The sequence below is a fragment of the Campylobacter troglodytis genome (assembly GCF_006864425.1).
Classification (GTDB): Bacteria; Campylobacterota; Campylobacteria; order Campylobacterales; family Campylobacteraceae; genus Campylobacter_D; species Campylobacter_D troglodytis.
In genome coordinates, this window is record NZ_QHLI01000001.1 from 23,168 (window position 1) to 35,705 (window position 12,538).

8 protein-coding genes are annotated in these 12,538 nt (G+C 36.7%); 2 read left to right on the forward strand and 6 right to left on the reverse strand.

From position 1 onward, the window contains the following. Positions 1-433: 433 nt before the first annotated feature. The 5 genes from uvrA to rpsO all read right to left on the reverse strand — a co-directional run bounded on the left by uvrA (position 434) and on the right by rpsO (position 8,074). Complete coding sequence (gene uvrA / locus DMC01_RS00135) at positions 434-3,241, reverse strand: excinuclease ABC subunit UvrA (RefSeq protein ID WP_142692288.1); 2,808 nt, start codon at positions 3,239-3,241, stop codon at positions 434-436. A gap of 371 nt (positions 3,242-3,612) precedes the next feature. After that, complete coding sequence (locus tag DMC01_RS00140) at positions 3,613-5,094, reverse strand: ATP-dependent nuclease (RefSeq protein ID WP_142692289.1); 1,482 nt, start codon at positions 5,092-5,094, stop codon at positions 3,613-3,615. A 140-nt stretch (positions 5,095-5,234) separates the two neighbouring features. Next, a complete protein-coding gene (locus DMC01_RS00145) occupies positions 5,235-6,212 on the reverse strand; it encodes an OLD family protein (RefSeq protein ID WP_142692290.1) in 978 nt (325 codons plus the stop codon). A gap of 168 nt (positions 6,213-6,380) precedes the next feature. Beyond that, complete coding sequence (locus tag DMC01_RS00150; RefSeq protein ID WP_142692291.1) at positions 6,381-7,172, reverse strand: sulfite exporter TauE/SafE family protein; 792 nt, start codon at positions 7,170-7,172, stop codon at positions 6,381-6,383. Between the two features lie 626 nt (positions 7,173-7,798). Continuing rightward, positions 7,799-8,074 (reverse strand): 30S ribosomal protein S15, encoded by a 276-nt coding sequence (rpsO, locus tag DMC01_RS00155; RefSeq protein ID WP_142692292.1) that lies wholly within the window; start codon positions 8,072-8,074, stop codon positions 7,799-7,801. A gap of 120 nt (positions 8,075-8,194) precedes the next feature. On the opposite strand from rpsO, the gene polA reads away from it, so the two are divergent. Then, positions 8,195-10,828, forward strand: a complete 2,634-nt coding sequence (polA, locus tag DMC01_RS00160) for a DNA polymerase I (protein ID WP_142692293.1) — start codon at positions 8,195-8,197, stop codon at positions 10,826-10,828. 60 nt (positions 10,829-10,888) lie between these two features. Beyond that, positions 10,889-11,662, forward strand: a complete 774-nt coding sequence (motA, locus tag DMC01_RS00165; RefSeq protein ID WP_142692294.1) for a flagellar motor stator protein MotA — start codon at positions 10,889-10,891, stop codon at positions 11,660-11,662. 488 nt (positions 11,663-12,150) lie between these two features. Here the strand turns inward: motA and DMC01_RS12920 are convergent, their stop codons facing one another. Beyond that, positions 12,151-12,324: a hypothetical protein gene (locus DMC01_RS12920; RefSeq protein ID WP_185908521.1), complete on the reverse strand. Its 174-nt coding sequence runs from the start codon at positions 12,322-12,324 to the stop codon at positions 12,151-12,153. Positions 12,325-12,538 lie beyond the last annotated feature (214 nt).

The following is a 12,538-nucleotide window of genomic DNA, read 5'->3' on the forward strand; positions in this document are numbered from 1 at the left end:
CTAGTTTCTTTGTAAAGCGAAGTTTCTTTAAAAAGACAGTTTTCTCAAATAAAGCTAAACTCATTTAAAAACAAACTCTCTTTAAAAATATCTTTTTAAAAAACTGAGTTCTAGGACAAACAAAGATCAACACTTTTTAAAAAAGCAACTCAAATAAACAGTTTTGAATTCTTATTCAAAAAGATATTATTTTGTCGTTTCAAGCACTGAAAAGAAACTAAAAAAATTCAAGCCCTTGTGTGAATTTTAGAAAATACCTTTAATTTCTTGCATTTTCTTGCAAAAATTCCTAGCTTCATTCATTGAAAATTATCTTTTATTAAACACCAGCAAGAAATTATTTTTAAGGCTTTAAGATAAGACATTTTATCTAAGATCAATACTTTTTAAAAATTAACTAAAACAAACAAAAAATATCACTTAAATTTTACCCTCAATCCTCCAAACTCAAATAATACCCCGTATATGAGCCTGTCTTTTTGTGCGTTTTAGCTATCTTTTCAACACTCCCACAAGCGATGATTTTCCCGCCCTTTACGCCTCCTTCTGGTCCCATATCTATGATATAATCAGCGTTTTTAATCACATCTAAATTATGCTCGATTACAAAGACTGAATTTCCAAGCTCCACCAAATGTTGAAGCACGAGTATGAGTTTATTTACATCCTCAAAATGAAGCCCTGTGGTTGGCTCATCGAGTATATACAAAGTCTTTCCTGTGTCTGTGCGGCTTAGCTCTTTTGCTAGCTTTATGCGCTGAGCCTCGCCCCCACTTAAAGTGGTGGCATTTTGCCCCAAGGTAAGATAATCAAGCCCCACCTTCACAAGCGTATCAAGCTTTTGATGAATTTTAGGCACGCTCATAAAAAACTCATTTGCCTCCTCTATGCTCATAGCCAAAACATCGGCTATGTTTTTGTTTTTGTAGCTTACCTTAAGCGTGGCTTCGTTGTAGCGTTTGCCCTTGCAAGCATCGCAAACCACCATTACATCGGGCAAAAAGTGCATTTCTATCTTAATCTCGCCATCCCCTTGACACTTCTCACAGCGCCCACCCTTGACATTAAAGCTAAAACGCCCTGCCTTGTAGCCTAGCATCTTCGCCTCTTTTGTCGCAGCAAAAAGATTGCGAATCTCATCCATAGCACCTGTGTAGGTGGCTGGATTTGAGCGAGGGGTTCGCCCTATTGGGCTTTGATCTAGGTAAATCACCTTATCAAGCTGCTCTAAGCCCTCAATTTGCACACCCTTTAGCTTTTTAATCTTCTTAGCCCTGTTTAATTCCTCTTGGGCAAAGGGCAAGAGCGTTTGCAAGATAAGAGAGCTTTTGCCAGAGCCTGACACGCCTGTGATGGCTACTAGATTTCGCAGGGGAAATTTGGCGTTTAAATTCACAATGTTATTGATATGGACATTTTTTAGGCTTAGCCACTCGCTTTGCGGACGGTCTTTTCGGTGATTTATGCTTTTTTTATGAGTGAGATAAAGTGCGGTTTGGCTACCACCTTGAATGAGCTTTTCATAGCTTCCTGCAAAAACCACCTCGCCTCCAAATTTACCAGCCTTTGGACCAATATCGACTATGAAATCAGCCTCTTGTATGGTCTTTTTGTCGTGTTCGACAACGATGAGGGTGTTGCCTTTGGCTTGCAAATTCCTTAAGGTTTTAATGAGCTTTTGGGTGTCTCTTTCGTGAAGACCAATGCTAGGCTCATCTAAAACATACATTACTCCGCTTAAACCGCTTCCTATTTGAGAGGCTATGCGAATTCTTTGAGCCTCGCCTCCGCTAATGGTGCGTGCATCTCGTCCCAAAGATAAATAGCCAAGTCCCACATCAAAAAGAAAGTAAAGCCTCTCGTTAATTTCTTTTAAAATGGGCGCTGCGATGAGCTTTTGCTGCTTTGTGAGATACTCAAAATTGCTTGAATTTGAGAAAAAATTCACGCAGTCCTCAATGCTCATTTGCAAAATCTCCCCTATGCCCTTATTCGCCACTCTTACAGCAAGGCTTTGAGGACCTAGGCGAAATCCCCCGCAGTCCTTGCAAACAAGCTCTGTCATAAAATTTTCCAAGTCCTTTTCATCTTTAAGCATATCATAAGAAAACTTCACAACCCCCTCAAAATGCCTTTTAAGGCGGTGTCTTTTCCAAAAAAAGTCAATCTCTTTTGAGTTGCCATAAAGGATTATCCTTTGTTCGCTCTCATTTAGCTCGCAAAAGGGCTTTTTTATGTCTATGTAATTTTGCTCACAAAATGCACACAAAAACTTGTAATAATAGCTCTTGTTAAAGCCATACATAGTCTTAATCGCCCCGTTTTCAATGCTTAAATTCTCATCAATGAGCCTCTTCATATCAAGAGAAAAGCGAATGCCAAGCCCATCGCAATTCTCACAAGCACCCTTTGGGGAGTTAAAAGAAAAGCTCAAAGGCTCAAGGGGCAAAAAAGAGATCTTACAGTCAAAACAAGCATTATGCTCGCTATAATGAAAATGCTTTGAAATGCCTAGCTCCTCAGCATTTAGCACCTCAACCTCAAGCTCGCCAAAGCTCTCAACAAGCCCTTTTTCAACATCACTTGCCAAACGGTTTAACAAGTCCTCCTTAATCTCAAGCCTATCAATGACTAGCTTTATAGTGTGCTTTTTACTCTTTCCTAGCTCAATTTCCTCATCAAGCCGCACCATAACCCCATCAATTTGCGCCCTCACATAGCCCTTTGCAAGCAAGCTTTCTAATAAGTCGGTGAAAGTTCCCTTTTTCTCACGCACAAGGGGGGCAAAGATGATGATTTTAGCCCCCAAGGGAAGCTTTAAAATCTCATTTACTATGTCGCTTGCACTCATACTAGATACCACCTTGGCGCACTTGTGGCAGTGCTGAATGCCCACCCTTGCATACAAAAGCCTGAGATAATCATAAATTTCAGTGATGGTTCCAACTGTGGAGCGAGGATTTTTGCTAGTTGTCTTTTGATCAATCGCAATAGCAGGGGTTAAGCCCTCGATTTTATCAACATCTGGCTTGCCAACCTTGTCTAAAAACTGCCTTGCGTAAGCACTGAGACTTTCTATGTAGCGGCGCTGTCCTTCTGCATAAAGAGTAGAAAAGGCAAGTGTGCTTTTGCCAGACCCTGAAAGCCCTGTGAAAACGACAAGCTGATTTTTGGGGATTTGTAGATTTATGTTTTTGAGGTTGTTTTCCCTTGCACCGATAATCTTAATGCTTTCGTTCAAAGCCTTGTCCTTTATGAATTTAATCAAACTTTGATTATAGCACTTTTTTGCTTAAATTTTTTAACTGTTTTTAAAGTACTTGTAGCTTGGGTTCTTGTGTATTTAAAATTTTGACTGTGGGTTTATGTTAAGTTCTTGCTTTGTGAATTTAAACAGGTCTTTAAAACAGTTAAACTTTGTAAAAAAAGATTATAAAAATTCAAGCTTGTTTATAAACACAAAGCCCTTAAAAGTAAATTCAAGCTTTTTTAAAACAAAAATAGATTAAATGTAGTACGAAGGCAAGAAACTTGAAAGGAGGCTTAAATACCCCCTTTTTTAGCCATTTAAAAACTGTAAAAATATAAGCCTTCAAATAAAGCAAGTTAAATTCAAGCCTCATTTTTTTCAACAAAGTCATTAAGGTATTTTAAAAGCTTAAAAAAGTTTTCTTTGCTTTTATCATCTGGGGTGTAATTATTTTTATAGTTTTGACTTGACAAAAAACTTTTACGATCTGTGTTTTTCCCCAAGTCTAGCCCTTCTAAGACCTCGTAATCTTTTTGAGAAAATAAATCTTCTATTTCAAGCTTGTTTGTGGCATTTTTATCAAAATCAACCGTAATGACAGCTAAATCCTTACTATTTTTGACATAGTCTCTTAGAGCCCGTCCTGCCTTGTCATTATCCACTAATAAAATAGCCTTATCTTTGTTTGCCTTAGCGATTTTGGGCAGCTCTTCTATGAGTAGTTTTTGCTTGTCAGTAAGGCTTTCTTTGCCCTCTTCAAATTTACCAAGCCCATTTACAGGCAAAAAGGCAAAATTTAGCCTTTCTCCCTTTTCTTTCTCAAAAAGTTGCTTAAATTTCGTAAGGTAATTATAATCCGTTATCCCCTCCACAAAGACAAACTGTTTTGCCTCCCACAAATGCTGCACCCCAAAGGCTTGTTTAATCTCTTTTAGAGCATCGACATTATCATCTGCTGAAAAAAAGTAGTTTATAATTTCACTACTGCCATCCCCCTTTTGCCTAATGATTCGAAGCTCATCCAAAAAGTCCATATCTGCAAGAAAGGGCGAGTGCGTGCTTATGATGAAAGATATACCACTTGTTTTGGCAAATTCTTTCAAAAATTCACGCAAATGTCTTTGTGTAGGCACACTAAGAGTAGCCCCAAGCTCATCTATAAGCACCAGATCGCCTTTTTCTAAGCTTTGAGTGTGTAAAAAATTAAAGAAAAAGTTAAAAAACCACCTAAAGCCCACGGACTGCTGAGAGAGTTTTTGGGATTTTTCGTTTTTAAGAAGATAAAATTCAAGTTTATTGTCCTCTAAACCAAGCTCAAAGCTGTAAATTTCATCTTTATCCGTGCCATAATAAAGCTCGTTAAAACATTTTGTAACCGTGCTTTTTAATCGCTGATTTATGTTTTTTATAAGCTCTCGTCTTTGAAAGAATTTTTGGCTATCATAGTGTTTTTTTATCATTTCTCTACACTTTCCATCATCTGCTAAAACCTCAAAAAGACTGTTAAAAAAGCCTGACTCATCCAAATTTTTAGGCTCTATGTATAAATCATCATCTTTAAGCTCTTTTTCATCATAAACAATCACTTTCGGACAAGGTTTTATGCCAAATTTGTTTTCAAGCTCGTAGCGTATAAGGCGATCTGCTTCGCCCTTGGCAAAGAAGATTTGTGCTAATCTATTGTGATATGCTTTAAGATCTGCTAAGTGATCTTCGCTTAAATAAGAATGTCTATTTAAAATATCCTTTCTTAATGTTTGCCATTCCTTATATACAGCATTAAATTTATCTTGCTTTTTACCCAAATCAAAGTTTGCAAAATACTCAAATTCCTCATCAAGCAAGTTTATATTATCCTTTGTTCGATACCTATCTTTGTAATAAGAATCCCTAATCCAAGCAAGATTAAAAAATATCGCTTTTAAGTCTTTATACCACTGTTTAATTTTAGAGATAAATTCCTCATTAGAGCTAGCTTTGCTTTCTAATTCAGACTCGTTGGGGGGGGGGGGGTAGCACCTTGCAAAGTGGTAGTTTCTTGCAAATAGATAGTGCCTTGAGTAGTTTCTTGCAAAGAAGCCGGTAAAAAATCTTCGCTAAGCTTTTCTAACTCGTTTAGTTGATTTAAAGCCTTTTTGCCAAACTTGCTATCATTTACAAATACTTTCATATAAGAGATCTTGTCTTGCAAGGCTTTAATAGAGGCTTTTTTGTCTATTATGCTAGTATCTAACTCCTCATAAAGAGGATTTATAGGAATTTTTGATTTTTTAAAATCATCCTTTAAGAAGCTTATTAAATTCACACCATTACCAAGAGTTTTTGAGTTATTGGAGTTGATAGTAAAGTGGCAATTTGCGACAAAGGCTTTGTCATAGTTTTTTACCTCGCTTAAATTGCCAAAAGGCATAGTGCGAAAGCATTTAATGCTTTTGCCAGTATTAGACTCAGCCGAGCAAAGAAGCATTAAATTTTTATCCTTTAAGATAAGGCGAATTTCCTCTCTTGGATTTTCCTTGTCTTTGTCTAAATCAAACAAGCAAAGCACAGAAGAGCTTTTAAGCAAGTTCTTTAACTGTGTTATGTACTCCTCAGTTGACATTTTTTCTTTTTTTGCCACTGTTTCTAGAGAATTTTCGCTAAAAACTATATTAAAAACCTTGTCCTTAAAGCTCTCATCAAGCTGTCTAAAATAGCTATCTATAAGCTTTTTAGAGCTATGTACTAGCCTTAAACTAGGCTCTTTATCCTCATCAATAAAATTTGGCTTATCATCTTCGCTTATGCTTTTATCCCCAAAGGCTTGCAAAGCACCTAAAACATTGCTCTTGCCTGAATTGTTCTCGCCTACAAGGATGATTAAATCGCCCTTTGTGGCATCTGCGTTAAGTTCTAAATTTTCCACCTTGCCTATGCCAAGATTGCGAAAATTTGCTATTTCTAGCTTTCTTTGTAGTGTCATTCTTTGTCCTTTCTTATTAAAATTTGTCATTTGCGTGAATTTTACTAATTACACGACTTTGAATTTTAGCTTTTTATTTGTAAGTTCTGTGAATTTTTTGCCTTTTTTGTTGCAAGTTTAAGCACTAACTTGCAAATACCCATAAATCTAGCGAATTGTAGCCTTAAACTAAAAATTCACAATGCCCATCTTGCGAAGTAAGCCAAAGCTAGTCATTAAAATAGAAAGTGCATAGATACTAAGCATAGCCACTCGGTGAAAGCTAAGCTTCATCCTTTCTAGGATCTTAATTCCCAAATAAACCCCTATAAGAGAGCCAAGTCCAACGGTTATGCCATATTGAAATACAGTCTCATCTAAAACCCCCTCACGCCAAAAAGATAAGCTTCCAGCCACGCTTGCAAAAAGCACATAAAAAAGGGATATTCTAGTAACTTGTTTGCTATCATAGCCCAAGAAAAAGCCCAAGATCATAGCGATTTGCACCCCACCTCCTATGCCCAAGGATATGGCAAAAACGCCCATCACAAGACCAGAGCAGACTAAAACCAGCCTTGTGAAAAACACGCTCACTTGTTTTTGCACTGCTACATTTTTTTTGCCAAAGAAGTATTTAAGAAAGAAGATAATGCTAACACATAAAAACACAGCAGTTAGGGTAAGATCTGAAAACAAACTTACAATCACCCCACTAAAACTAGCCCCCACAAGCCCACCAAAGCCCACAAAAAGCCCCTCTTTGACATTTAGGGTCTTCTTTTTGTAGTTAAGATAAGAGCCAAAAACAGAGGAAAAGATCATTTGAATAACGCTTATGGCTATGGCATGATGTGAGCTTTCTCCAAGTATGAGGGCAAAGGGGACTATAATCATACCCCCTCCTATGCCAAAAAGCCCTGAGCTAAGCCCTGCTACTATGCCTATTAAGGCATATGGTAGCTGTGTAAGTAAAACTTCCATTTTTCCTCCCAAAAGGCTGAATTTAAAGGCATAAGGTGCTTTTTAAAAAAGTGTCGATCTTAGATAAAATTTGTCATTACAAAAAGCTAGGCATTTTCGCAAGAAAGGCTAACAAGCTAAAAGCACAGTTAAAAATTCACGCTTTTGCTTAAAATTTTAAAGTTTCTTTATCGCAACTTGAATTTTTAAAGTTGCTTTCCCAAAATAGAGCTTTGCAATGACAAAGCAACGCCATCTTTTAAAGCTGGGCATAAATTTGACTGAATTTAGGCTTTAATTCAAAGACTGAATTCAAGCTTAAATTCAAGGCTAGTTTCTTAAGCTATGTCTTGTTAAGCCTCAAACAAAGCATCCTAAATATAATTTCTTTGCAAAACGAAGTTTCTTATCAAAGCAAGGTTTCTTTGAAAAAAGAAAAGTCTTTATGAAACAAGCCTTCTTTAAAAAGCAAAAGTTCTTTTGAATTTAAGATCTATTTAGCAAGTGCGTTTATTTTAAGCTTTAATACCTTGCCAACAAGCAAAACACAAGTTTTGCAAAAGCCAAACAAAGTGAATTTATAAGGCTTTTTAAGAAGAAAGCCTTTAAATTCAGCTTAAATTTAGCCTCTCTAAAAGCTTGAAAATTTAACTTTTATCTCTTATTTTAAGCTCACTTACAAGCTTAGCGTAGCGGTTATAATCTCTTCTTTTAAGATAGGCTAAAAGCCTCTTTCTTTGCCCTACAAGCTTTAAAAGTCCAAGCCTTGATGAAAAATCCTTGCTGTAAATTTTAAGATGTTCTGTAAGATCGCTTATCCTAGCACTAAGTAGGGCAATTTGCACCTCAGCTGAGCCTGTATCTCCTTCTTTCCTAGCGAATTTCGCAACTATAGCAGCCTTTTTAGCCGAATCCAAAGCCATTTTAGACCTCCTGATTGGTATAAATTAAAAGGCACATTATAGCAAAAATTCAGCCTCTAAGCTAAAAATATGCAAATTTTTTGCTATAATATCTCTTTATTTTAAGGCAAAGAAGATACAGTGAAAACCCTAACCATCATCGATACCTTCGGCTTTTTTTTCAAACTTTTTTATGGGGTAAAGAGCTTAAAGACTAGTTCTGGTAAGCCTAGTTCTATGGTAAGTGGCTTTTTAAACTTCGTTTACTCCCTAAAAAAAGAGCTTAAAAGCGATTATTTGATATTTGCCCTTGATAGCAAGGGCAAGACCTTTCGATCTCAAATTGATCCAAACTACAAAAGCAACCGACAAACCCCACCAGATGAGCTTTTAGAGCAAATTCCTGTATGTATAAATGCGATCAACAAAATGGGACTTTGTTCCTATTCAAAGGAAGGCTACGAGGCAGATGACATCATAGCCTCTGTGGTTAATTTTTGCAAAAACAAGGAGATCTTTGTCCGCATTGTAACTCACGATAAGGATCTTTATCAGCTAATAAAAGATGGCAAGGTTAGCATTTATAGCCCCATTTCTAAAAAAGATTACAACGAAGCAGCTTGCATAGAAAAACACGGGGTTAAGCCCTCTCAAATAAAAGACTTTTTAGCACTTTGTGGAGATAGTGCAGATAACATACCAGGTGTGAAAGGCATTGGAGCAAAGGGGGCTAAAACCCTGCTAGATGAATATGAAAGCTTGGAGGGCATTTATGAGAATTTGCTTTTAATTCGCAATGAAAGAACAAAAAATCTACTAGCCCAAGGCAGGGAAAATGCCTTTTTAAGCCAAAAATTAATAAACCTATATGACACGCTTGAGGTGTCAAGTTTGCTTGAAGGGGCTGAATTTAAAGATGAGGAGCCTCTTTTAAAGGTGCTTGATCTTTTGCAAGATTACGAGTTAAAGACGCTTTTAAACAAAGTAAAGCCTAAAAACAAGGATAAAATTTTAGGCTTTAAGGCAAGGTTAATCAGCGATGAAAACGAGCTTTTCACTCTCTTGCAAGGACTTGATGAGAATAAGATCATAGCCTTTGACACAGAGACCACAGGACTTGAAGCAAATGCTGATATAGTAGGCTTTTCCTTTGCCTTAAATGAAGAAGAAGCTTATTATGCCCCAATTGCACACAGCTACATAGGTGTAGGCAAACAGCTTTCAAAAGAGGCGGCAAAAAGGGCTATAGAGCTTATTTTCAAGGGCTTTGTGGTGGGGCATAATCTTAAATTTGATTTTAAAATCGTGCAGAATAATTTTGGACTGCAAATACCTGCAAACTTTGCTGACACTATGATTTTAGCCTGGCTTTTAAACCCTAGCAAGCGCGTAAATATGGATAATTTAGCAAAAAGGCTTTTTGATTATGAATGCATAAAATTTGAGCAAGTTGTGCCAAAGGGTGCAAATTTCGCAGCCGTACCCCTTGAAAATGCCACAAAATATGCAGCAGAGGATGCTTACATAACTTTAAGATTTTATCTTTATTTTGTCAAAGAGCTTGAAAAGCCACTTTTAGAACTAGCCAGTAAGCTTGAATTTCCTTTCATAAAGATCATTATGGATATGGAAAAAAATGGCATCAAGCTTGATACAGTGCGTTTAAATGAGCTTATGGGACACTTTTCAAAGGATATAAGAACGCTTAGCGATGAAATTTATGCCCTTGTGGATGAAAAATTTAATATAAATTCTCCCAAACAAGTAGGCGATATTTTGTTTGTAAAATTAGGCTTACCAAGTGGTAAAAAAGGCAAGAGTGAGCTTTTATCCACTGATGAAAGGGTGCTAAATGAGCTAATTGACAAGCACCCTGTGGTGCCAAAACTTCTTGATTATAGAGAACTTGCCAAGCTTTATTCAACCTACTGTGAGCCTCTTTTAAAACTAGCTAAAAAGGATGAAAACTCACGCATTTACTCAAATTTTATACAAACAGGGACGGCAACTGGAAGACTGGCAAGTAAGGATCCAAATTTACAAAATATCCCAGCTCACGGACAATATGCCAAAGATTATAAATCTTGCTTTGTAGCCCAGGAGGGCTTTAGCTTTTTAAGCCTTGATTACTCACAAATTGAGCTTAGAATGCTTGCACATTTTAGCGAGGATGAAAAGCTCTTGCAAGCCTTTGCAGAGGGGGCTGACATACACGCAAGAACTGCTGTGATGATCTTTGGGGAAAGTAATTACGAGACAAGAAGTATAGCTAAAAGCATAAATTTTGGGCTAATTTATGGAATGGGCTTTAAATCTTTAAGTGCAAATTTAAAAATAGAACCAAGCCTTGCAAAGTCTTATATAGAGAAGTATTTTAGCAATTTTACAAGCATAAAGCAGTATTTTGAAAGGGTTAAAAACGAGGCATATAAAAATGGCTTTGTTGAAACGCTCTTAGGGCGAAAGAGGTATTTTGACTTTGAAAATGCAAGTGCTATGATCAAGGCTTCTTATGAGAGAGAAAGTGTGAATTCTATCTTACAAGGCTCAGCTGCTGATGTGATAAAACTTGCTATGCTTGAAATTTCGCCACTCTTAGATGAAAACAAAAGGCTGATCTTGCAAATTCACGATGAGCTGATCTTTGAGGTTAAAGATGAAATGATAGAAAATTTTGCAAAAAATTCACAAGATTGTATGGAAAATGTGGTAAAATTAAGGCTAAATTTAAAAACAAGCTCAAGCATAGCCAAGAATTTAGCCAAGTTAAAATAAGGCTTTTTATGAAATTTTAAAGCAAATTGAGCTTGAATTTAAATAAAACAAGGAGTAAAAATGGATTTAACGACCATACTGGGAATGATCTTAGCAACTGCAAGTATCTCTGTGGGGGACATTATGGAGGGTGGAAACCCCTTGCATGTTATACATGTTAGCTCCTTGCTCATTGTGATTCCAACTGCTGGCTTTTGTGCTATGACAGCAACCCACAAAAGTGCGGTAAAAGCAGCCTTCAAAGAGCTTAAAATAGCCTTTACAGGAGCAAAGGTGAATTTGCCTGAACTAATAGCTCAGCTTGTGGATTTTTCAACCATAGCAAGAAGAGATGGGCTTTTGGCTTTGGAAGGAAAGACAGGTGAGATAGAAAATGAGTTTTTGAAAAGTGCCTTGATGATGCTAGTTGATGGAAAAAGCTTTGATGAGATTAAAGATTCTATGGAAATTCAAACAGAGGAGCTTGAAGAGCATTATAAGGAGGCGGCTGAGTATTGGCTTCGCTTTGGCGAGACCTGCCCTACGATGGGGCTTGTTGGAGCGGTGATGGGGCTTATGCTAGCACTTCAAAAGCTTGATAATCCGCAAGAAATGGCACTTGGTATAGCAGGTGCTTTTACTGCGACGGTTACTGGGATTTTTGGTTGTTATGCCCTTTTTGCACCCTGGGGCAATAAGATGAAAGCAAATGGAATGGAGCTTGTAAAAGAACAAAGGGTTATAACAGAGGGCATAAAGAGCATAGCTGAGGGGGCTAATCCTAGGGACTTAGAGGCTAAGCTTTTTAATTTCTTGCCTCATGGGGCTGTGAAGATTTCTCAGTTTGATAAATAAAAATTGATGTTTAAAATTGCCTTGTGGAGTTTTTTGAATTTTAGATATTTTTTGGGCTTGAATTTGTTTTGATTTTGGCATTTCTCGCAATTTTGCGATAAAGTGCTTTTGCGAAACTTGATAGACTAGTATATCTTATCTATGTCCCACAAAAGCACTTTCAAAAATACTTCGTGCGTAGAAATGCTTTATTTTAAATGTTTTTATGTTGAGCTTTGTAATTTTTTAGATCTTTTTTATAAAAAATTCAAGCAAGATGTGAATTTTTGCTTTTGTTTTGGCGTTTGTAGTGTTGAGTTTTTTATGAATTTTTAATTAAAAAAGCTATCTTGTGAAGTATGCGGTGATACTTCAAAAAGTGTGATAAAATCGCCACTTGTAAGTGAGGCAAAATCCCTTGCAAGTTAAAACTGCAGACAAGGTTCCTACCTTTCGGAGAACTTATGTGGATGGGTCGTCATTATGAAAGGACAAAGTCGGCGTTGCAGCTAGAATGTAGCGGTTTTGCCTAGCAAAAATGTCTTAGCAAAAGCGTAGCACGAAGCAAGATACAAATTCACGCAAAGCTTGAATTTTCGCAATTCGTTGTCAGTAGTCCATATTCTGCACTCCCTTGCAAAGATGGTTTGGGGGTGGGTAAGCTTGCTTGAATTTAAATTCACAAGGTAGTTAATCCGTTCGGATTATGGAATAGTGAAAACAAAATAAGAGCTTTTTTTGCAAAGTAAATTCGTGTAAAATTAAAATCTATTTTTTATTTTTCGTAGTCTGTGTTTTGTATGCACTTTAATATTTTTTTAACAAAAAATTCAAGCAAAGCGTAAATTTTCGCTTTATTTTAAGCGTTTGCTTTTAATTTTTTCGCAAAATTCGTAG

What these genes read in the sequence shown, in the direction of transcription:
- DMC01_RS00145 (WP_142692290.1), bottom strand. Translation starts at nt 6,212, where the DNA reads ATGACACTACAAAGAAAGCTAGAAATAGCAAATTTTCGCAATCTTGGC.
- DMC01_RS00150 (WP_142692291.1), bottom strand. Translation starts at nt 7,172, where the DNA reads ATGGAAGTTTTACTTACACAGCTACCATATGCCTTAATAGGCATAGTA.
- rpsO (WP_142692292.1), bottom strand. Translation starts at nt 8,074, where the DNA reads ATGGCTTTGGATTCGGCTAAAAAGGCTGCTATAGTTGCGAAATTCGCT.
- motA (WP_142692294.1), top strand. Translation starts at nt 10,889, where the DNA reads ATGGATTTAACGACCATACTGGGAATGATCTTAGCAACTGCAAGTATC.